Here is a 21831-nt window from a genome sequence, read left to right on the forward strand (position 1 = left end):
CCCCAACCAGCAATGCCGCCCGCGCTGGCGCCGCGACCATCATTGCACTAACAATCAAATTGGACCCGTCCGTGGGGGCCGATCAACCAGCCTGAGCTTCCAGGGCCAGTGCCGCGAGGCATTCGAGTACTATGCCAAGGTCCTGGGCGGAAAGATCACCGCCGCCATGCCCTACGGCGATGCGCCTCCCGGTATGCCGATAACGGATGAGAAGTACAAGACCTGGCTGATGCACTGCTGGCTCGATGTGGGGGACCAGGCACTGATGGGCGCCGACATGGACACCGGATGGGCACCCAACGTCGACAAACCCAAGAATGGTTTCGACGTCACGCTGCACACCGAGGACAAGGCCGAAGCCCAACGCTGGTTCGATCAACTCTCCGAAGGCGGCAAGGCTGTCATGCCATTCGGCGAGACCTTCTGGTCTCCCGGCTTCGGCTCTCTGATCGACAGGTTTGGGGTCCCTTGGATGATCAACGTCATTCCATCGGCTGACTGGAGGCCGTCGCAGGGCTGATCCCGTGCCCAAGCCGATAGAAGAATGCAACTGGATATCTGCGGCGTCGGTGGCGCCGCGCGTTCTTTGGGCGTTAACGAGGTCGTCACGGAACGGCTGCTGTTGGTAACTTCGTTACAACAAAGGACGGGCGAGTTTCGGCCCCCAGGCTGCCAATCAGCAACACGCCGCTTTCCAAACGTTCGGACCCAAACGCTGCCTTCCAGGAAAAAAGTCCACACCAGAGCCGGGGCACTGGCCGAACGGCGCCGGCTGCCGATGTTCAAGGGTCGAGTTCAACTCATCGCCTACTTCCACTGTGGCACACCGCCCGATCCGCTCACATTCAATCCTCCGTTGCTATCTCGGGCCTATGAGGCAGTGGGCGGTCGCGACCATGGCGAGGATCGCCGGTCCGTACTGTTATGATGATGACGGATAGCTTCATCGGTATCGGAAAACCTGGATCCTTCCTTGGGCTGGGGCGGACCGCTTCTCCTGGCGCCGTCTGCGGTTTCGTCCCTGAGCTCATCCAGGTAATCCGCCCACCATTGCATCATCCTGACGCGCTCGTCCCAGTGCTCCGCGCGGGCATAGGCACGTCGAACGTCGTTGCTCTCGACGTGTGCCAGTTGGCGCTCTATGGCGTCCGGGTGCCACTTCCCGCACTCGTTCAGCAGGGTTGATGCCGTTGCCCGGAAGCCATGTGCCGTCACTTCTTCCTTGCCGTAGCCCATGCGACGCAGGGCGGCGTTGAGCGTGTTGTCGGAAATCGGACGCTTGATCGACCGCACGCTTGGAAACAGCAGCGTTCCGAAGCCGGAGATTTGTCTGAGCTCGGTCAGTACGCCGGCGGCCTGCCTCGAAAGCGGAACCCGGTGGGGTCGCCGCATCTTCGTGCGCGCGGCCGGGATGGTCCACACCGATTTCTCGAAGTCGAACTCGTTCCACGTGGCCATGCGCAGCTCGCCGGGCCGGGGGAATAGAAGTGCCATCAGCTGCAGACCAGCTCGTGTCGCCGGCAGTCCGTCGAACACGTCGATCGCGCGCAGCAAGCCACCCAGAGCCTCCGGATCGGTAATCGCGGCCCGCGGCGTGACTTTTGGCCTGATGAGCGCGTCCCTCAGCGCGTATGTCGGATCCGCATCGGCGCGTGCGGTCGCGACGGCGTATCGGAAGACGCTGCCGATCGTGGAGCGTAGGCGCCTCGCCGATTCGTAGCGGCCGCGTGCCTCCACGCTCCGAAGGGCGGCAAGGATCGTCGCCGCATCGATCTCCCGGATGCATTTGTCGCCGATCGCCGGATAGGCGAAGTCGAGCAGCCATCTGACCTTGCTTATCGTCGCGTCGGCGCGCCCCTCCTTCCTCAGCTTGCCGACATATTCCTCCGCGATCTCACGAAAGGTGTCCTTCGCCAGGCCGGCCTTGCGGAACTTGCGTTCCTCCGCGGGGTCGATGCCGGCCAGGAGCAGGCGCTTGGCGTCGTCACGCGCCTGACGAGCCTCGGCGAGAGAAATGAGAGGATAGCTGCCCAGCGCCAGAAGCTTCTGCTTGCCGCCGAACCGATAGGCGAGGCGCCAGAGCCGTGATCCGGAGGGCTGCACCCACAGCTGAAGGCCCCCGCCATCGGACAGCTTCCGAAGCTTGGGAGCGGGGCGGGCGTTTCGGCATTTCACGTCGGAGAGAGCCATTTGCGGAACCTCCCATGGCTGGTTTCGATACCATCAGGATGCCAGATACCAACTGAAACGCCATCCCTCTGCCTTTTTTGACCGAGTTTGACCGAGCCCGCCGGAACACGCCAGAATGCGCTGCCGGCCCGAGAAAAGAATGCGAATTCAGCAAGTTATGTGGTGCAAGGCGTAGCAGCTTCGGTGGAAGGGAATGTCGGGAGAAGAGGGGATGGTGCCCAGGGGCGGAATCGAACCACCGACACGCGGATTTTCAGTCCGCTGCTCTACCAACTGAGCTACCTGGGCCTTGAAAAGGGATGCAGCCGGCGGGCCCCACCCGAGCTTCGCCGGCGATGTTGGCAGGCGCCGGAAAGCGCGTGGGTTATAGCACGAGAATTGCGCCTGTCCAGCACTGTAAGGGATGATTTCAAGGTCTCTGAACACGTTGTGAAGGTGGCCCTTTTTGCCGATCTCCGGCTGACCGCGTCAGCACACCGCCTCAAAGGAGAAGGGACGAGTTCAATAGACGGGATGCCGCCTATCTCCGGCGCCTTGGCCCGAGAAGTTTGATGTGCCAGTGCGTGACGAGCAACTTGGCGAAGCGGAGGCCGGCCGGGAGCGCCGGCTTCCAGGAGGGGTGCACGTCCCGAACAGTATCGGACAGCCGCAAAAGGGGATTCCTGCCTTTTGATCCAATGCGCTGGTCTGACTACACGGTCAGAATCAAGATGTCCGGATGGAATTGGTTTCTCATCAAACAAAGAGCGCCGAGGCAGAGAGGCGTACCGACGGGTACGGCCGGGGTCTTGCTGTCCGGTAGGCACTATTCCGGAGGCTTCTCTCCGCCATTCTCATCGGCAGGCGGACCAGGAATCACATAGACCCCCGCSAGCCAACGGTTGAGGTCGATGTCCTTGCAGCGCTTGGAGCAAAAGGGATAGGTCTCGCGCGCTGAGGGTTTGCCGCATTCGGGGCAGGGGCGCCGAGGCCGCAACGGCGTTATCTTTTCGTGGTTGTTCTGTGTCATCGTTCTTGCATCGAAACAGGCTTTCCTGGTGGATCCTCTTTGTCTTTACCCGATCAAGCTCTTGGAATCTTAGGGGCAGCCGCTCCTCTGGCAAGTTTTGGCTGTGCGCGCGGCTGCGCTTTAGCACCGAAGTCTGCTCGCAGATCCGGCAAAAATTGCACGAATCTTTCGGGTCAATGCATTAACGCGAACCGGAGCGCCAGTTGGGATGCACTTTGTAGCCTTCGGCCGTAAGGAGGCCGACAGTTTCGTAAAGCGGAAGTCCCACGATGTTGCTGTAAGAGCCGACCAGCTTGACGACGAATGTCCCGGCCAGCCCCTGTATGCCGTAACCACCGGCCTTGTCACGCCATTCGCCGGAGGCGAGATAGGCGTCGATCTCCTCCCTCGAAAGGCGCTTGAAGCGCACGCGGCTTTCGACAAGTTTCTGCCGCAGCTTTCCCTTCGGTGTCGCCAGGCAAAGGCCGGTATAAACGCGATGCGACCGGCCCGAAAGCAGGCGCAGGCAACTCGATGCTTCTTCGATCATTTCCGCCTTTGGCAGGATGCGCCGACCGACCGCCACTACCGTGTCGGCGGCGAGAACAAAGGCTTCCGCACTGTCTTCCCCTTCGGCCTTCAATCTTTCAAGCGCCTTCTCCGCCTTGCTGCGTGAGAGCCGCTTGGCAAGCGAGCGGGGATGCTCCGCCTTCAGGGGAGTTTCGTCGACATCCGATGGCAGCAACCGATCGGGCTCGATCCAGGCCTGTTGCAGAAGCTCGATGCGCCGTGGCGAGCCGGAGGCAAGCACCAGTTTCTGGGGAGCGCTCATCGGTATCCTGTCGGAGTGAACAAGGGCGGGCGCCCTGGGTGACGCTATTTGAAGCGATAGGTGATGCGACCCTTGGTCAGGTCGTATGGGGTCATTTCCACCAGCACCTTGTCGCCCGTCAGGACGCGGATGCGGTTCTTGCGCATGCGACCTGCCGTATGGGCGATGATTTCATGTTCGTTTTCGAGCTTGACCCTGAACATGGCGTTGGGCAACAATTCCGTCACCACGCCTGGAAACTCCAAGACTTCTTCCTTCGGCATCCGATACCTTCGGTTTGAGAGACATATCCGGCCCCGGCCGGAATCCGCGCGGAACCTAGCCTATTGCCGCCCCTTTGTGAACAAACTTATTCGCTTTTGCCGGTCTTGGCGGATGTGAACCGCTCTGCGATCCGCGAAGCCAGCCGGTCGCGCACATCCCGATAGGCGGCAAGGATCTGCGCACGCGTGCCTGTCACCATGGTCGGGTCGGCCATCGGCCAGTATTCCACGTCCACTGCCATATGCCGTGTAAGCTCGAGTGCGGCATGATGTGCTTCCGGCGCCAGGGTGACGATGAGGTCGAAATAGGCATCGTCGAGCTCCTCGAGTGTCTTGGGGTGGTGCTCCCCCAGGGAGAGATTGACCTCGGCCAGGACAGCATCGACGAAGGGATCGCGTTCGCCGGCACGCACGCCCGCCGAAGCGAGAAAGACGGATTTCGGCAGTTGCTGCCGGGCAAGCACCTCGGCCATGGGCGAGCGTATGGCGTTCATGCCGCACAGAAACAGGATCGAGCGTGGAAGCGCAGTGGTCGCTGCTGGTGCCGGCCGCACATCCGGGGCAGCCTCGTCCGACAATCCGCGATTCATGCCTCAGCCCCGCCAATGAAGAACGCAGACCAATGTGAAAAGCCTGCGGGCAGTGTCGAAATCGACCTCGATCTTGCCTTTGAGCCGTTCCATCAATGTCTGTGAGCCTTCATTGTGGAGGCCCCGCCGGCCCATGTCGATCGCTTCGATCTGGCTCGGTGTGGCCGATCGGATCGCTTGATAATAGCTCTCGCATATAAGGAAATAGTCCTTCACGATGCGGCGGAACGGCGTCAGCGAGAGAATGTGCGTCACCACCGTGGTTCCGTCCTCGCGCGAAATGGCGAAGACGAGCCGCGAATCGACCAGCGAGAGCTTCAGCTTGTAAGGGCCGCCCAGCTCATCGCCGACTGGCCGGAAACTGTTCTCTTCCACCAGATCGAAAATTGCGACGGCGCGCTCGTGTTCGATATCCGGTGTCGAACGGCCGATGGATTCGTCGAGTTCGACATCGATGAGGCGCGCATTGTCTGAACGTCCCTCGGGCATGAAGCGGCGCTACAAATTGAGCCTTATGGCGACCGATCGACCGTGCGCGTCCAACCCTTCCGCCTCCGCAAGAGCCAGCGCGGCGGGCGCCAGCGCCTTCAGCTGGTCGGGGCCGAGCTTGAGGATCGAGCTCCGCTTGACAAAGTCCAGGACGGACAGGCCTGAAGAGAAACGGGCCGAGCGGGCTGTCGGCAGGACATGGTTCGAACCCCCCACATAGTCACCGATCACTTCCGGCGTATGGCGGCCGATAAAGACGGCGCCGGCATTGCGAATGCGTGACAGGAAGGATTCTGCGTCTTCAATGGCGAGCTCCAGATGCTCGGCCGCAATGCGGTCGACGAGAGGCACGGCGTCCACGATCCGCTTCATGACGATGATCGCACCGAAATCGCGCCAACTCGCCTCGGCAATCTCTCGCCGGGGCAGGTGCTTCAACTGCCTTTCGACGGCCTCCTCGACACGCCTGGCGAAGGTTTCATCGTCGGTTATGAGGATCGATTGCGCTGCGGTGTCGTGCTCGGCCTGGGCAAGCAGATCGGCGGCAATCCAGCCGGGATCGTTGTCGGCATCGGCCACGACCAGCACTTCCGAGGGACCAGCAATCATGTCTATCCCGACCTGGCCGAAAACCCGGCGCTTGGCGGCCGCCACATAGGCATTGCCGGGGCCGACGATCTTGTCTACGGGTTGAATGGTCTCGGTACCATAGGCAAGCGCGGCGACGGCCTGTGCACCGCCGACGCGGAATATTTCCGTCACACCCGCAATATCGGCGGCCACCAGCACGAGCGGATTGATGACGCCCTCCGGCGCCGGCACCACCATGGCAATCCGTTCAACGCCTGCAACATGCGCCGGTACGGCATTCATCAGCACCGAGCTCGGATAGCTCGCCGTCCCGCCAGGAACATAGAGACCGACCGCGCCGAGCGGGGTCCAGCGCGAACCGAGCTCGACCCCGATGGCGTCGATATAGCGGTCGTCTTGCGGCTTCTGCCGCTGGTGATGCGCCTTTATGCGGTCATGGGCGAGTTTCAGCGCGTCGAGCGTCTTCTTGTCCACCGTGGCATAGGCATCGTCGATCTCACGCCGCGTCACTTGCAAACCCAGTTGAGAGAGGTCGCAGCGATCGAAACGCAGCGAGTAGTCGGCGAGGGCGGCATCGCCTTCGGCGCGCACACGGGCGATGATGTCACGCACCGTTGCATCGACATCCTCCGAGACTTCACGTTTCATCGCCAACAATGCGGCGAAGCGATCCTCGAAACCGGCCTCTGATGCTAGAAGTCTGATCGGCATTTCTTGGCCCTTAATCTTTATGCGTCGGGCGCGAGGCTGTTTCCCACGCGGCGCCGAGGTCGGTCAGGCGCGCTTCTATGCATTCGACGTCCAGGCGGATCGTCGCGCCGCCGGAAAAGAGCAGTTCGATTGTTCCGGCAGGCATTTCGCCGGGTATGAAACGCAGCGCCAGGAGCGACAGGATATGGTCAGGCTTTTCGCGGTCGATGCCGGCCGCCTGCGCTGAAAGAACGCGGTCGAAATGCAGCACGCTCCGCCGTCTTTCGTTCGACCGATTGAAGAATTGCTGCTTCTTCTCCCAGACGAAACGATTCATGCCCCCTACGAAGCGTTTCTCCCGCGGCTGGAAGACCAGGTCGCCGGCTTTCATGACGGCGTCCTGCACATGCGCGGAAATGATCTTGAGGTCTTCCTCGTCGAGAGCCGCAAGCTTCAGAAGATCCATCGGGCCAGCCCTGGTTGCGCGATCTGCCTGCCCGTCTTGTTAGGCGCTCTCACTTTGCTGCGCAACCGAAAGAGCGCTGGCCAGAGCCGGTCAGACCGAGACGCGCTCGATAACCGCGCCGCAGCCGGAAAGTTTCTCCTCCAGCCGTTCGAATCCCCGGTCGAGATGATAGACGCGATTGACCTCCGTCTGCCCTTCTGCTGCAAGACCGGCAATAACGAGCGATACTGAAGCTCTGAGGTCCGTCGCCATGACAGGGGCGCCCTTGAGCTGCGGGACGCCTTCCACGATGGCCGTCTGGCCTGAAAGGGAGATCTTTGCGCCCAGCCGCACCAGCTCCTGAACATGCATGAAGCGGTTCTCGAAGATCGTTTCCGTGATGCGCGACCTGCCCTTGGCCATGGTCATCAGGCCCATGAACTGTGCTTGCAGGTCGGTTGGAAACCCCGGGAAGGGCTCCGTCGTCACGTCGACCGGCGCAATGCCATTGCCGTTTCGCGTCACGCGAATGCCGGAATTGATCTGCGTCACCTCCGCGCCGGTGCGGCGCACGACGTCGAGGGCCGTTTCGAGAAGGTCGGAGCGCGCGCCCTCAAGCAGCACATCGCCGCCGGTCATGGCGACGGCCATGGCATAGGTGCCGGTCTCGATACGGTCCGGAATGACGCGATGGCGTGCGCCGGAAAGCGAATCGACGCCCTGAATCCGGATCGTGGGCGTGCCGGCGCCGGTGATTCTGGCGCCCATCAGATTGAGGCAGTCGGCCAGGTTGACGATTTCCGGCTCGCAGGCGGCATTCTCCAGCACGGTCTCGCCCTTGGCGAGCGAGGCGGCCATCACCAGAACATGGGTGGCGCCGACGGAAACCTTGGGAAAGGTGAAACGGTTTCCGACGAGCCCCTTTGGAGCCTTGGCGACCACGTACCCGCTTTCGATGTCGATATTCGCGCCGAGTGCTCTCAGACCATCGATGAAAAGGTCGACCGGCCGTGTGCCGATGGCGCAGCCGCCGGGCAGGGAGACGCGCGCCTGGCGCATGCGGGCGAGCAGCGGGCCGATGACCCAGAAACTGGCGCGCATCTTGGAGACGAGTTCATAAGGCGCCGTGGTGTCGACGATGGTGTGGGCCGTGAAATGTATGGTGCGCGAATAACCTTTTTCCTGATTCTCCCGCCGGCCGTTGACTGAATAGTCCACGCCGTGATTGCCCAGAATACGGATCAGAAGCTCGACATCGGCCAGATGCGGCACATTCTCTAGCGTCAGTGTGTCGTCCGTCAGCAGGGAGGCAATCATCAGCGGCAATGCCGCGTTTTTTGCCCCCGAGATCGGTATCGTGCCGTTGAGCTTGGCCCCTCCGGAAATGCGTATGCGGTCCATGTAAAAAATCACTTTCCCGGGAATTGCCCGGTTCTTGGTGCGGCAATCCAGACGGCCCCTCTAGACGATGCATGTGGCCGGTTCAAGGAAATGCGTTCCAGAATGGGCTATAAGCGGTTGCGATTTTGTTGCTAATCTTCGTTCGCCGGCTTCTTTCCGGCTTTGCCAGGTTCCGTTTCGCCGTCGCGCAGCAGACCTTCCGGCCTTTCGTCGGCAGCGCCGGCCCGACGGGAACGCGCCTGCGCCTTACGGCGGGCCAGATTCGCACGCAGTTCGGCGGCAAGCCGCATCTTGCGTTGGTCTGCACTCCTGTCCTTGGTTTGCGATGGCGCCATCTGAGCCCTCCTTTGCAGTTGACCCCGCTGGCATCTGTGCCGCGCGCACCCGGCCCGGCGCAAGCATTCCAGCTTGTTCGGCGCACTTTGCCACAGAAGACAAAAGCGGTCACTGCGCGGCTTGCGCTCCGGCGATCCTTGTGGCAGAAGTCCGCCGCATCCCGACGGCGCTGCGGTAGCTCAGTGGTAGAGCACTCCCTTGGTAAGGGAGAGGTCGAGAGTTCAATCCTCTCTCGCAGCACCAGTTTCATCATTCACTGACAGACGACGTGCACGCGGCCGCCTCGGCGGCCCGCCGGCCTGCAGGCGAGCGCACCCTCTCTTTTCGTCACGGCCGGCGCTCGAGCAATAGTCCTCGGCGGCGGGCCTAGTGCGGGCGGCGGTGGCGGCGGCGGAGGTTCCGGAAACCGATAGATCGGCTGCGCATTCGCCGGCTCTACTGGCGTCGGAGCAATCGCGATCCTTGGCAGGGCGGACGTCCGCACCATTTTGACCCGATATTTGGGAACAACCGTCCCATCATAGGTACGTGTACAGGCCACAACGGCAAGCAGTGCTGCCCCGGCAAGCGAAACGCGAAGAAAAAGACTCCACATAGCAATCCGATATCGCCTTGGTAGGGCGAAATGAAGTCGGATCAGGATATGGCTGGTTCCTTGTGATCGCTCTTCAGCTGCACGAACGCATCTCGAAGGCGATCAAAGTAAGGAGGAAGGTGATGGCGCTACAGGATCGCGCCCTGTTCCACGAGACGTGACCTGACGCTTTCGATATCGATGCGCTGATTGCCGTCGACGCTGTCGGCGGCGGCAACGCCCGCCGCCTGGCCAGTGGCGAAGGCCGTGCCCATGACGCGGATCGACCCATAGGCCTCCGGGTCGGCGCCAATCACCCGGCCGCCATACCAGAGATTGTCTAGCGAGGCGGCACGGATGGCATCGTAGGGTACGTGGAAATAGCCGTCGCCACCGATCGAGGTATATATTGGCCTGCCAGCTTCGCCGTGCAGTTCCACGGGCCATGCCGCACGGGCGATGCCCTCTTTGCTCTGTCGTCCGGCAGCGACTTCGGCTCCGGTCAATTCCAGGCGGGCTTGCGGATGTCTTGTCTCGCGAATGCCGACCTGCGGACCGGTGGCAACGAGATAGGCATCCTCGAAGCCCGGCATTTCGCGCTTCAATAGCCCAACATATTCATGCGCCATGGCGCGACCGGCCATCTCGGCCCTGGTGAAGCTTTCGGACGTCAGGTCCTTGATGTCGAGATCGACTGTCATCCACCACATGTCGCGCGACACAGGCAGGCGGATGATGATGCCGCCGTCTGTGCGGTGGATCGGATAGGCGCCGCCCTCGTTATAACGGGCGATGACCTCCTGCAGGCGCTGGCGGTCGATTCTGAGGTCGGGCGCTATGCCCCCGATGCGGATGGGCAGGGTCAGCGCCTGCAGCCTGCCTTCATAGTCGCCGACGCGATAGGTTTCGCCGCCCAGCATGGCAAGGTTTGCATCGCCGCTGGCATCGACGAAAGCTTCCGCCACTACATGACGCCGCCCGTCCATGCCGGCCAGCGTGACGGCCTCGAGCCGTCGGCCGGTGCGGGTCGCTGCCGCAACGCGCGTATGCAGCACGACATCGATGCCGTAACGTGTGACCAGCCGGTCGAACGCGAATTTCAGGACTTCGGGATCAAGAAGCACGATCCAGTTGCCGGTTGTCTCGGACCGGTAGGGCTTGCCGTCAAGACCGAGCGCTCGCAGTTCCTCTACAACTTCCTGTGCGACGCCGCCCACTGCCTGCACCGGCTCTTTGCCTTGCTGGAACAAGCCGCAATAGGCCAACACCTGCGATGTGGTCGCTGCTCCGCCGAGGAAGCCGTATTTCTCGGCCAGACAGACGCGGGCTCCCGCTTTGGCCGCGCCGATCGCAGCTCCGATACCGGCTGCGCCGCCTCCGCAAACGACCACGTCATAATCGGCTTCGATGCGTCTCTTCATGTGCGCCAATTCAGGAAATAGCGTTCGGCCCGGCCGATGGCCCAGCTTATGATGAGGCCCATGACGGAAAGGATGGCCACGCCGGCGATAAGCTGATCCAGGGCGAAAAGCGAACCTGCCATCAGAATATAGGAGCCGATGCCGAATTCGGCGCCGATCATCTCGGCGGCGACTAGAAGCACGATGGCGATGGAGGCCGAAATGCGGAAGCCGGAAAGGATCGCCGGCAGCGCACCGGGAATGATGATCTTGCGCACGATCGAAAGCCATGAAAGCCCGAAGGACTGGCCCATGCGGATCAGATTGCGGTCCACATTGTCGACACCGCCATAGGTGGCGATCACGGTCGGAAAGAAGGTGCCGAAGAGAATGGTCGCCACCTTGGAGCCTTCACCGATGCCGAACCAGATGATGAAGAGCGGCAGAAGCGCGATCTTGGGGATCGGAAAGAGCGCGGAGACGAGCGGCAACAGGCCGGCGCGGGCAAGCGAGAAAAGTCCGATTGCAAGTCCGAAGGCGACCCCGAGCAGGCTTCCCAGCGTCCAGCCGAGGACAAGGCGATAAAGGCTGGCGCCGAGATGCTTCCACAGCATGCCCGTATGGACGAGGTCCATGAACGCGGCAAGCGCCGCTGACGGGGCCGGCAGGGCGATATCGCTGATGATCCCGCTGCGCGAACCGAGTTCCCAGAGAGCTATGATGACGGCGAAAACGATCGGCGAGACGATGCCGAGCTTCCGGTGGCGGAAGCCGCCACCACGGAACGGCACCGGGCGGGCATTGGCGGCATCGATCGGGCGCTGTATCGGGGAGCCGCCATGAGCAAGGTCATGCGACATCGGCAATCTCCAGGTCTGCCTGACGCGCTTCTTCACGCATTATCTGCCATACCTGACGTTGCAGCCGGTCCAACTCGGCAATGCGGTCGGGGCGTTCGGAAAGCGGCATGTCGATCTCGACCACTTCCCGGATGCGTCCTGGCCGGCGCGAAAGGACGATGATCCGGTGTCCGAGGCGTACAGCTTCGGCCAGATTATGGGTGACGTAACATGCGGAGAAGCGCTCGCGCGTCCACAATTCAACCAGATCATCCATGAGAAGCTCACGCGTCTGGCTGTCCAGGGCGGAAAGCGGCTCGTCCATCAGCATAACCGCCGGATTGACGCTCAGCGCTCTGGCAATAGCCACACGCTGCTTCATGCCGCCGGAAAGCTGGCGCGGCAGCGCCTTGCGGAAATCACTGAGCTTGGTGCGGGCGAGCACGTCGTCGATGATGGCCTTTGCGCGCTCTCCCCGAATGCCGTGGTCTTCCAGAACCAGGCTTACATTGCCCTCCACCGTGCGCCAGGGCAGAAGCGCGAAATCCTGGAAGATATAGGTCAGCGGGTTGAGCGAACCGGAAGGCGGGTCGCCGGCAAGCAGAACCTCGCCCGAATCCGGACGCTCCAGACCACCGATGAAACGCAGCAGCGTGGATTTTCCGCACCCCGACGGACCGATGATGCAGACGATCTCGCCATGCTTGAGGTTGAAGGAGATGCCTTCCAGCACCTCCGTCTCGCCGTAGGAATGGGTGATGTTGCGAAGGATGAGTTCCATTTCGCAGCCCCTTGCGGGCAATCGGCGCCCCGCCGGCTGGTGGAGCACCGATGGCCGATCAGAAGGTTTCGACGAAGCTGGTGTCGACGAGCTTGTCCATGGTCACCCCTTCCGGCACCAGACCTTCCGACTTGAACCATTCGAGCTGGTCTTCGATGCTCGCCACATTCATGCGGGCGTTCTCATTGAAACGCATGGCGCCGGCACGGATCTGCGGATCGGCCTTTTCCAGCGGTTGGTCGGTGTAGAGATATTTATGGATCGCCTTGACCAGTTCGGCCGTGTCCTCCTCGCTCATGGTCTTGTCGACGAAGGCGGCATTGTAGTCGGCAATGCCCTTGGAGAGCGCAGCCAGGAAGCGCTTCACCAGATCCTGCTTGTCGGTCGCGTTGGCTGTGGAAGTGAAGACGGTCGTGACCTGATAATTCGGGATATAGTCGGAGATGCTGCCGATCTCGACTACATCCGGACCGGAGGTCAGGTTGTCAGCGATGTTGGGCTGGATGGACCAGGCGTCGATCTGGCCGCTCTTCAGGGCAGCGATCACGGCGGGCACCTTCTGCAGCGGCTTCAGCTTGATCTCGGCGCGGTCAAAACCTTCCTTGTCAGCGATCTTGTGCGCCATGTAATGGAAGGAGGAACCGGTGGTGGTGATGCCGAAGGTGCGGCCCTTGAGGTCCGCCGGCGTCTTCACACCCTCGTCATGGGCCTTTTTGGATACGATGACCTTCTGGCCCTCGATATCGTCATATTCCTGCAGCGCACCGCCGACCACCTTGATGACGCCCTTGTCAGCGAGGCTGATCAGGCCACCCGAAATGGCTGTGAGGCCGAAATCGACGTCGCCCGAGGCGATCGCCACGGCCATGGGCTGGGCTGCCTGAAAGCTGACGAATTCCACTTCCAGACCCTGCTCGGCATAGTAGCCCCGCTCCTCGGCGATGATGCTCGGCGAGTGCGAAGCCAGCGAAAGGATGCCGACATTGATCTTGTCGGCGGCGACTGCCGGCGAAAGCGTCATCGCTCCGACAACTGCCGCCGCGGTGCTGGCGAGCGCCACCGTTCCGAATTTCCTGCGTGTAAGCTTGAGCATGATGTCCTCCCTGCTCCTTGGGTTTTTCCTGCTTCCCGCGTTTCTCCGGCGGGTATCGGATTCCGTGCCGCCTAAATTTTCAGCGTACCCAGAATGTGGTCGGAAAGGTGCCGGACGGCACCCTCCGCGTCATGCGCCAGGATGGCGCTCATGATTGCTTCATGTTTCTTCCTGCCGGCAGCAAGATCGATCCGGCCTTCCCGCAATTCGGCAAGGCGGAAGCGCCGGCTCTGATCGAACAGCCGCTTCTGTATGGCAATCAGTCGCGGCGAGCCGCAGACCGCGACCAGCTTGGCGTGGAATTCGCGATTGGCCTCATCCCATTCGAGGGCCAAGGATTCGGTATTCTCGCTCAATCTGTCCTCAGCCCGTGAAAGGGTGTGCAGGGCGGCCATGACCTCGCCTTCCCAGCGAACATCGCCATGCTCCATTGACCACCGCAGGCCGATGCATTCGATCTCGGCACGCAGGCGGGTGATATCCTCGAGATCGGCCGCCGTCGCTGATGCCACACGGAAACCGCGCTGCGCATTGGCTTCGACAAGGCCGTCGCTGGCAAGCAGCGTCAGCGCCTCGCGCAGGGAATGCGCGCTGCCGCCGTAACGCTGGCGCAGCTCCTCGATTTTCAGCTTTGTATCGGGTGCAAGAATGCCAAAGGAGATATCACGGCGAACCTGCTCCGCCAGCAGGCGCACCACCGTCGCACTGTCGTCCTTGCCAAACCCGAACAAATTTTTCTCCAATGCGGCGAAAAATCTTCAATATTTTTCGCTTAGTGCATCGGCAAGGCAGGAGTCAATGCCGGGGGTACTGACGTTAAGTTATGGCGAACGCCGCCATCCGGCTGTCGAATTCCGCGCGGATGCGCCTTGCAGCCTCCTCCTTCACCGGCCCATAGCCACGGATCTGCATCGGCAGCAGGAAGGTTTCCGCCAGCAGGTCCAGCCTGTCCGCCGAAAGGTTGGGCAACGCCTTCTCCACCTGTTCTTCGAACCAGCCGATCAGTTCGCGTTCCATCCGCCTCTCCGCAGTGTAGCCGAAGGGGTCGAATGGCGTGCCGCGCAGGCGCTTCAGCTTTGCAAGCACTCGGAAAGGCATCCTGATCCATGGCCCGAAACTGCGTTTCAGGGGCATTCCCCTCGCATCGCGGCCGGAGGCAAGCAAGGGTGGTGCGAGATGGTGCACGATGCGGAACTCGCCATCGAACTCCTCCTTGAGGCGCTCCGTGAAGCCAGTTTCCATATGCAGGCGGGCGACCTCATACTCGTCCTTGTAGGCCATGAGCTTGAAGAGCGAGCGGGCGACGGCTTCTGTCAGTTTCTCCGAACCGAATGGCGCTTCCGCGATACGGACTTTCTCGACCAGCCGCTTGTACCGGGCAGCATAGGCTGCGTCCTGATAATCCGTCAGGAAGGCTTCGCGACGGGTCACGATCTGGTCGAGCGTCCGGCGCGGCTCCGGCTTCGAGCCCAGCAGTCCGGCGAGGCGGTCCGGGTGTGCGAAGGCGACGCGGCCAAGCAGGAAGGCACGATGATTGGCCTCCACCGCCACCCCGTTCAGCTCGATTGCCTGCCGCAGTGCTTCCAGCGAGACCGGCACCAGCCCCATCTGCCAGGCGAAGCCGAGCATCATCACATTGGCAAAAACAGTATCGCCAAGCAGCTTTTCGGCAAGGGCATTGGCATCGACGGAAGCCACATTGCCCTTGCCGGCAGCATCCGAAATCGCCGCGAGCCTGCGTTCGACCGAAAGGCCGGCATCGCGTATGCGTACGACATCTCCGGTCGGCATTTCCGCCAGATTGAGCGCAGCCCTCATCCCTTCCCGATAAGCGGCCGAAGCCTTGGGCGAGGAGGAAACCACGATGTCGCAGCCGATCAGCGCATCTGCCGCGTTGCGGTCGATGCGTACCTGATTGATTTCCTGCGGGCTGGCGGCCAGCCGCACGAAGGAAAGCACCGGCCCGAATTTTTGCGCGAAGCCGGTGAAATCGAGCACCGAGGACCCCTTGGCCTCCAGGTGAGCAGCCATGGTCACCAATGCGCCGACCGTCACGACACCGGTGCCGCCGACACCGGTGATCAGGAGATCGTAGGGCTTGTCGAGCTCCGGTAGATCGGGATCGGGTAGCTCGGCTGCGAGAGCTGCAAGATCGACTTCCATGCCGGAGCGTTTCTTCCGTGTCGCGCCCTCGACGGTGACGAAGCTCGGGCAGAAGCCGTTGACGCAGGAGAAATCCTTGTTGCAGGAGGATTGGTTGATGCGCCGCTTACGCCCGAATTCGGTCTCGATAGGCTCGACCGAAAGGCAATTCGATTCTACCGAGCAATCGCCACAGCCTTCGCAGACGAGCTCGTTTATGACGACGAACTTCTTCGGGTCCTCCATCGTGCCGCGCTTGCGGCGCCGGCGCTTCTCCGTCGCGCAAGTCTGCTCGTAGATGAGCACCGAAACACCCTTCACCTCGCGCAACTCGCGCTGCACGGCATCCATCTCGCGCCTGTTATAGATGGTGGTGCCGACCGGCAGGTCTTTTGGGTCGAACTTGGCCGGATCATCCGAGACCAGCGCGATCCGCTCCACGCCTTCCGCCCGAACCGAATGAGCGATCGCTGCAACGCTTACCGGTCCGTCCACAGGCTGTCCGCCGGTCATGGCGACGGCGTCATTATAGAGGATCTTGTAAGTGATGTTCGTCCCGGCCGCGATTGCCTGGCGGATCGCCATCGAACCGGAATGATACCAGGTTCCCTCGCCGAGATTCTGGAAGATATGGCCGTTACCGGTGAAGCGCGACGAGGCCGCCCAGTTTACGCCTTCTCCGCCCATCTGGATCAGCGAACTCGTTTCGCGATCCATCCAGCTTGCCATGAAATGACAGCCGATGCCGGCGAGTGCCTTCGATCCTTCCGGGACCTTGGTTGAGGTATTGTGCGGGCAGCCGGAACAGAAATAGGGCGTGCGGGTCGCGCCCTCTACATTGATGGAGACGGCCGGGGCCTGCGTGATGGCCGCTGCCTTTTCCATGAAGCCCATGCCGGGAAAGATGCCTTCCAGGCGCTTCGCCACGATCGGCACGAGCAGGCGCGGGGAAAGCTCACCGGTCCAGGGCACCAGCCGCTCGCCGTTCTCGTCGTTCTTGCCGACCATGCGCCTAGGCTTATGGCCCGGCCAGTCGTAGAAATATTCCTTGAACTGGCTCTCGATGATGCCGCGCTTCTCCTCGATGACGAGGACCTCTTCCTTCTCGCGCACAAAGTCCAGCGCATCGCGTCGCGCCAGCGGCCAGACCATGCCGATCTTGTAGATGTCGATGCCGAGCTGGCGGCATTCCTTCTCGCCGACGCCGAGCAGGCGCAGCGCCTCCATCAGGTCGAGATGGCCCTTGCCTGTGGTGACGATGCCGAAGCGGGCATGCTTCACATCGTAGATATGGCGATCGATGGGATTGGCCTCGGCAAAGGCGAATACCGCATGCTTCTTCGCCTCCATGCGCTCTTCGATCTGCGGGCCTGGAAGGTCCGGCCATCGATAGTGAAGCCCACCGGGCGGCGGCGCGAAATCTGGCTTGGCGAAAATGCGATCCCCCTTCAGGTCGAAAGAGGCGGCCGATTCCACGGTCTCGGAGATTGCCTTGAAGCCGACCCACATGCCGGAAAAGCGCGAAAGGGCATAGCCGTATTCGCCGAACTCCAGATATTCCGAAACGCTCGCCGGATTGAGCGTCGGCATGAACCAGGCCATGAAGGCCACGTCCGACTGGTGCGGCATGGATGACGATACGCAGCCGTGATCGTCTCCAGCCACGACGAGTACGCCGCCATTGGGTGAGGAGCCATAGGCGTTGCCGTGCTTCAGCGCGTCGCCGGAGCGATCCACGCCCGGCCCCTTGCCGTACCAGAGGCCGAAGACGCCATCGACGGTGCGATCGGGATTGCTCTCGACCTGCTGCGAGCCAAGCATGGCGGTGGCCGCGAGATCCTCGTTGACGGCGGGCAGGAATTCGATGCGGTTTTCCTTGAGCAGCTTTCCCGCACGCCAAAGCTCCAGATCGACCCCTCCCAGCGGCGAGCCGCGATAGCCGGAGATGAAGCCGGCGGTATTCCGGCCCGCGGCGCGGTCGCGGCGAGCCTGGTCGAGCACGATGCGTACGAGGGCCTGTGTGCCGGTCATGAAGACGCGGCCCTTTTGTTGACTGTAGCGATCCTGAAGCTGGTAGCGGGCGAGTTCGCGAAGCGGCTTGTGCGCTGTCATGGCTGCCTCCCGGGTGGCTTTGAATATTCTAACCGAAAAGGCCGGGAAGAACTTGCCAGAACCGGGACATGAGAAGGCTCTCTTGAAATGATCTGCCGAAATGACATAGAAAAATGAGAAATCCTACCGAAGTAAAGCGCTGGCATGATACTGGAAGATCAGGATCGCCGCATTTTGGCGGTGCTGCAGAAGAATGGCCGCATCTCCAACCAGGAACTGGCCGATGCAGCAGGGATGTCGCCTTCGGCCTGTTGGCGGCGGGTCCGGTCGCTGGAGGCGGCAGGGATCATTCGACGCTATGCTGCGCTTGTGGACGAGGAAAAGGCGGGGTTGTCATATCACGCCATCGTGCATGTGACGCTGACCCGGCACGACCACGGCCATGTCGACACCTTCATTTCCGAGATTCGTAGCCGCAGCGAGGTGCTGGACTGTTTTGCCACGACCGGCGAGGCGGACTACCATTTGCGCGTGGTCTGCGTCGATCTTGCGGCCTACAACCGCTTTCTGGAAGGATTTCTCTTTCGTCTGCCTGGGATCGCGAATGTCCGCACCAATCTCGTGCTCAAGGACATCAAACACGAAAACGCCATCCCTCTCTGACAAAGCCGATTGAGCGGCGGCGTTGACAAATGGCCGCTGCATCTCTCTATCTCCCCGGCAATCAGGCAAGGAAAAGACGAAATGACCAATGTTGCCCTGACGGGACTGGCCCGCGACCTCGCGCGCCGAGCCGAGGAAGGCCGTCCTGTGCGTGTCGGTGTGATCGGATGCGGCGAGATGGGGACAGACCTCGTCACGCAGATCGCGCAGATGCGGGGCATCACGGTGGCGGCCATAGCCGACCGCAGCGGTTACCGCGCCCGGGAAGCGATGGAGATCGCCCGCCGCGACCCGGAGAGTGCCGCAGAAGCCGACACGTCTGCTGAGATCCTCGCAGTGATAGAGGCCGGCAAGACGGCCATCGTCTCCGACGCCGAGCGCGTCATCTCCTGTGACCTCGTGGATGTGGTGGTGGATGCGACAGGCAAGCCCGCTGCCGGTGCCGAGATCGGCATGGCGGCCATGGAGCATGGCAAGCATCTGGTCATGATGAATGTCGAGGCTGATGTGACCATCGGCGCCTATCTCCGGCAGGCGGCCGATCGGCTTGGCGTCGTCTATTCGGTCGGCGCCGGAGACGAGCCATCCTCCTGTATGGAACTGATCGAGCTGGTCTCTGCGCTTGGCTACACCATTGTCGCTGCCGGCAAGGGCAAGAACAATGCCTTCAATATCGATGCTACGCCCGACATGTATCGCGAGGAAGCCGAGCGGCGAAACATGAATCCGCGCATGCTGGTCGAGTTCGTCGACGGTTCCAAGACCATGGTCGAAATGGCGGCCATCGCCAATGCGACGGGACTCGTGCCCGACAAGCCGGGCATGCACGGCCCGGCCGCCACGCTGGATGAACTGCCGAAAGTGCTCTGTCCGGTGGCGGATGGCGGTGTCCTGGCCCGCAAGGGCGTCGTCGATTTCTCGATCGGCAAGGGCGTGGCGCCGGGCGTGTTCGTCATCGCCGAGATGGCCCATCCGCGCCTGCGCGAGCGCATGAACGACCTGAAGCTCGGGGAGGGGCCGTATTTCACCTTCTATCGGCCCTTCCACCTGACCAGTCTCGAGGTGCCGCTCACCTGCGCTCGGGTGGTTCTTTACGGCAAGGCCGATATGGTGCCTCTCGACAAGCCGGTGGCGGAAGTATGTGCGGTGGCCAAGCGCGACCTGAAGCCGGGCGAGACGCTCGACGCCATCGGTGAATATACCTACCGCTCCTGGATCATGACGGCAGGCGAAGCGCGCCAGGCCGAGGCGGTGCCTTGCGGCCTGCTTGAGGGAGGCAAGGTGTTGCGGGCTGTCGCGAAGGGCGAACTTCTCACCTATGCCAATGCGGCGCCGAAGGAAGGCTCCAAGCTTGTGGAGCTGCGCAGGAAGCAGGACGAGATGGTGTATGGGACGGAATGACGGGCTATGTCTTCTGTCTCGACGGTTGATGAAGGACGCCGGCGATGCGACGAAGCCACCGGTCCCCGCCCGCAGGGGGAAGCAGAAGGAAACTACTTCCCCAATTCCACCGACCGCCTCTTCGCCGCTTCAACCGCCTTCGTGACCAGATCAAGCAGACGGTTGTCGCCCATCAATACGCCGAGCGCAGCAGCTGTCGTACCGTTCGGGCTGGTCACCTGCTCGCGCAGCCTGCCGGGTTCTTCGTTGCTTTCCGCAGCAAGAGTGGCGGCACCGTAGACGGTCTGCATCGCAAGCAGCTTGGCCGTCTTGGCCGGGAGGCCGGCCTTCTCGCCGGCGGCTGTCAGGCATTCGATGAAATGAAATATATAGGCCGGCCCGGAGCCGGAAACCGCCGTCACGGCATCCATCAACTCCTCCCGTTCGATGGTGGTGACAGCTCCGCTCGTCGCCAGGAGTTCGTTTACGAAGGTCTTTGCCTCGTCCGAAACATTGGGGTTTGCGAAGACGACCATCATGCCCTTGCCGATGGCGGCCGGCGTATTGGGCATGCAGCGGATGACCGCCGCCTGCTGTCCGAGGATTTCTTCGAAGGTCGCAATGCCCGTTCCTGCCGCGACGCTGAGGAATGCCGTTCCGCTTTCGGTGAAGCGCCGATAGGCGGGAACGACATCGCGGATCACTTGCGGCTTGACGGCGAAGATCACGAGATCCGGCGTGGTTTCGCTGAGCGCCTCCGGGGTCGAGTGAACATTGACGCCAAGCTTTCCGGCGCGTTCCCTGAGCTCCGCCTTCGGCTCGACCACGCTGACGGTCGATGGCTCGAGCTTTTTGGCTGCCACCCAGCCCTTGAGCATGGCGTAGCCCATGTTGCCGCAGCCAACCAGAACGACCTTCCTGTTCATTCGCAATCTCCCTGTTTGCCGCCGCCACCAATACGCCTTGCGGCAAAGCTTGCAAGAAGGGCGAAGAAAATTCAGGGCGCGGTGACAGGCCGACCGCCGCTGAGGCTGAGACTTCCATCTGTTTCGGGAATGCGCCAAAAGGCGGCGTAATGGCGGGATCATGCGCCGATTTTCCAGGCAATATGCGAACCGATTCCTGCAAGTTTCAACAGAGGACAGGTGAATGGCCGAGATCATCGACGGAAAGAAGGTCGCCGCGGAGGTGATCGAGAAGGTGAAGAGGCAAACCACCGAGCTTGTCAGTTCCGGCACGAGGCCGGGGCTGGCGGTGGTAATCGTGGGCGAAGATCCCGCAAGCCAGGTCTATGTCGCTTCCAAGTCGAAGATGGCCAAGGAATGCGGCTTCCATTCCGTCCAGCATTCGCTTGAGGCCGATACGAGCGAGGAGAAGCTTGTTGCGCTCGTGGAGGAACTGAATAGCGACCCGGCGATCCACGGCATCCTCGTCCAGCTTCCGCTGCCGGATCGCATCGACGCAGGTCGGATCATTCAGACCATCGCTCCCGAAAAGGATGTGGATGGCTTTCATTTCATCAATGTAGGCAAGCTTGGCACCGGAGAAACGGAAACGGCTTTCGTTCCCTGCACGCCCACCGGCTGCATGCTCCTGATCGAGCGTGTGCGCGGCAAGGACCTTTCCGGTTTGAATGCCGTTGTCATCGGCCGTTCTAACATCGTCGGCAAGCCGATGGCCAATCTGCTGCTGGCGGCGAACGCGACCGTGACCATCGCACACAGCCGGACGAAGAACCTTGCCGAGATCGCCCGCAATGCGGACATTCTCGTCGCGGCGGTCGGACGGCCGGAAATGGTCAGGGGCGACTGGGTGAAGCCGGGAGCGACTGTCATCGATGTCGGCGTGAACCGTATTCCGGCGCCGGAGAGGGGTGAGGGCAAGACACGGTTGGTCGGCGACGTCGCTTTCACCGAAGCGGAAAAAATTGCCGGCGCCATTACGCCGGTACCCGGCGGGGTCGGACCGATGACGATCGCCATGCTCATGGCGAACACCTTGCGTTCGGCCGCGCAATCGGTCGGCAGGAAGTCTCCGGAGCTTTGATGCCAACGCCGGCAGCGACATCGCCGCGTCTTCCCGCAAGCTGCCA

The 21831-nt window shown here is 61.8% G+C and carries 21 protein-coding genes and 2 tRNA genes; 5 read left to right on the forward strand and 18 right to left on the reverse strand.

Annotated features, from left to right (window positions below):
* Positions 1-58: 58 nt before the first annotated feature.
* On the forward strand, positions 59-520 hold the full coding sequence (locus L598_RS01505) for a VOC family protein (protein ID WP_144859617.1): 462 nt from the start codon (positions 59-61) through the stop codon (positions 518-520).
* A 350-nt stretch (positions 521-870) separates the two neighbouring features.
* Here the strand turns inward: L598_RS01505 and L598_RS01510 are convergent, their stop codons facing one another.
* The 11 genes from L598_RS01510 to L598_RS01560 all read right to left on the reverse strand — a co-directional run bounded on the left by L598_RS01510 (position 871) and on the right by L598_RS01560 (position 8814).
* Positions 871-2190, reverse strand: coding sequence for an integrase arm-type DNA-binding domain-containing protein (locus tag L598_RS01510; RefSeq protein WP_144859377.1), 1320 nt, complete (start codon positions 2188-2190; stop codon positions 871-873).
* Between the two features lie 212 nt (positions 2191-2402).
* Positions 2403-2478 (reverse strand) — tRNA-Phe (locus L598_RS01515).
* A gap of 517 nt (positions 2479-2995) precedes the next feature.
* Complete coding sequence (gene yacG / locus L598_RS01520; RefSeq protein WP_144859380.1) at positions 2996-3199, reverse strand: DNA gyrase inhibitor YacG; 204 nt, start codon at positions 3197-3199, stop codon at positions 2996-2998.
* A gap of 181 nt (positions 3200-3380) precedes the next feature.
* Entirely contained in the window at positions 3381-4010 is a 630-nt protein-coding gene (locus L598_RS01525) for a Maf-like protein (RefSeq protein ID WP_144859383.1), read from the reverse strand.
* A 44-nt stretch (positions 4011-4054) separates the two neighbouring features.
* On the reverse strand, positions 4055-4273 hold the full coding sequence (gene infA / locus L598_RS01530) for a translation initiation factor IF-1 (RefSeq protein WP_006200926.1): 219 nt from the start codon (positions 4271-4273) through the stop codon (positions 4055-4057).
* Positions 4274-4359: 86 nt separating this feature from the next.
* Positions 4360-4863, reverse strand: coding sequence for a low molecular weight phosphatase family protein (locus L598_RS01535; protein WP_144859386.1), 504 nt, complete (start codon positions 4861-4863; stop codon positions 4360-4362).
* Positions 4864-4866: 3 nt separating this feature from the next.
* A complete protein-coding gene (locus tag L598_RS01540) occupies positions 4867-5352 on the reverse strand; it encodes a UPF0262 family protein (protein ID WP_144859389.1) in 486 nt (161 codons plus the stop codon).
* 9 nt (positions 5353-5361) lie between these two features.
* Positions 5362-6654, reverse strand: coding sequence for a histidinol dehydrogenase (hisD, locus tag L598_RS01545; RefSeq protein WP_144859392.1), 1293 nt, complete (start codon positions 6652-6654; stop codon positions 5362-5364).
* Positions 6655-6664: 10 nt separating this feature from the next.
* Complete coding sequence (locus tag L598_RS01550; protein WP_144859395.1) at positions 6665-7099, reverse strand: DUF2948 family protein; 435 nt, start codon at positions 7097-7099, stop codon at positions 6665-6667.
* A 90-nt stretch (positions 7100-7189) separates the two neighbouring features.
* Complete coding sequence (gene murA, locus L598_RS01555) at positions 7190-8479, reverse strand: UDP-N-acetylglucosamine 1-carboxyvinyltransferase (RefSeq protein ID WP_144859398.1); 1290 nt, start codon at positions 8477-8479, stop codon at positions 7190-7192.
* A 131-nt stretch (positions 8480-8610) separates the two neighbouring features.
* Positions 8611-8814 carry a hypothetical protein gene (locus L598_RS01560; RefSeq protein ID WP_144859401.1) on the reverse strand — a complete coding sequence of 68 codons (204 nt, stop codon included), beginning with the start codon at positions 8812-8814 and terminating at the stop codon, positions 8611-8613.
* A 169-nt stretch (positions 8815-8983) separates the two neighbouring features.
* Here L598_RS01560 and L598_RS01565 point away from each other — a divergent pair.
* Positions 8984-9058, forward strand: a tRNA-Thr gene (locus L598_RS01565).
* A 480-nt stretch (positions 9059-9538) separates the two neighbouring features.
* On the opposite strand, the gene L598_RS01570 is transcribed toward L598_RS01565, so the two are convergent.
* The 6 genes from L598_RS01570 to L598_RS01595 form a co-directional block, all read right to left on the reverse strand.
* The gene (locus L598_RS01570; RefSeq protein WP_144859405.1) at positions 9539-10810 is read right to left on the reverse strand and encodes an FAD-dependent oxidoreductase; all 1272 of its coding nucleotides are present in this window, start codon (positions 10808-10810) and stop codon (positions 9539-9541) included.
* A complete protein-coding gene (locus tag L598_RS01575; RefSeq protein ID WP_144859408.1) occupies positions 10807-11649 on the reverse strand; it encodes an ABC transporter permease in 843 nt (280 codons plus the stop codon). The genes L598_RS01570 and L598_RS01575 overlap by 4 nt, the downstream gene beginning before the upstream one ends.
* On the reverse strand, positions 11639-12409 hold the full coding sequence (locus L598_RS01580) for an ABC transporter ATP-binding protein (protein WP_144859411.1): 771 nt from the start codon (positions 12407-12409) through the stop codon (positions 11639-11641). Before L598_RS01580 ends, L598_RS01575 begins: the two co-directional genes overlap by 11 nt.
* A gap of 58 nt (positions 12410-12467) precedes the next feature.
* Entirely contained in the window at positions 12468-13502 is a 1035-nt protein-coding gene (locus tag L598_RS01585; protein WP_144859413.1) for an ABC transporter substrate-binding protein, read from the reverse strand.
* Positions 13503-13573: 71 nt separating this feature from the next.
* Complete coding sequence (locus L598_RS01590) at positions 13574-14233, reverse strand: FCD domain-containing protein (RefSeq protein ID WP_144859416.1); 660 nt, start codon at positions 14231-14233, stop codon at positions 13574-13576.
* 85 nt (positions 14234-14318) lie between these two features.
* Complete coding sequence (locus L598_RS01595) at positions 14319-17756, reverse strand: indolepyruvate ferredoxin oxidoreductase family protein (RefSeq protein ID WP_144859419.1); 3438 nt, start codon at positions 17754-17756, stop codon at positions 14319-14321.
* 147 nt (positions 17757-17903) lie between these two features.
* Between L598_RS01595 and L598_RS01600 the strand changes: the two genes are divergently transcribed.
* Together L598_RS01600 and L598_RS01605 are read left to right on the forward strand one after the other, a co-directional pair.
* Positions 17904-18359, forward strand: a complete 456-nt coding sequence (locus L598_RS01600; protein ID WP_186444904.1) for an Lrp/AsnC family transcriptional regulator — start codon at positions 17904-17906, stop codon at positions 18357-18359.
* An 81-nt stretch (positions 18360-18440) separates the two neighbouring features.
* On the forward strand, positions 18441-19760 hold the full coding sequence (locus tag L598_RS01605) for an NAD(P)H-dependent oxidoreductase (RefSeq protein WP_144859425.1): 1320 nt from the start codon (positions 18441-18443) through the stop codon (positions 19758-19760).
* 92 nt (positions 19761-19852) lie between these two features.
* Here L598_RS01605 and proC read toward each other — a convergent pair whose 3' ends face one another.
* Positions 19853-20665 carry a pyrroline-5-carboxylate reductase gene (gene proC / locus L598_RS01610; RefSeq protein WP_144859428.1) on the reverse strand — a complete coding sequence of 271 codons (813 nt, stop codon included), beginning with the start codon at positions 20663-20665 and terminating at the stop codon, positions 19853-19855.
* A gap of 223 nt (positions 20666-20888) precedes the next feature.
* Here proC and folD point away from each other — a divergent pair, with 223 nt between their 5' ends.
* On the forward strand, positions 20889-21785 hold the full coding sequence (folD, locus tag L598_RS01615; RefSeq protein WP_144859431.1) for a bifunctional methylenetetrahydrofolate dehydrogenase/methenyltetrahydrofolate cyclohydrolase FolD: 897 nt from the start codon (positions 20889-20891) through the stop codon (positions 21783-21785).
* The last annotated feature ends 46 nt before the right edge of the window (positions 21786-21831 follow it).

This window comes from Mesorhizobium sp. J18, from assembly GCF_007829525.1.
Classification (GTDB): Bacteria; Pseudomonadota; Alphaproteobacteria; order Rhizobiales; family Rhizobiaceae; genus VLJP01.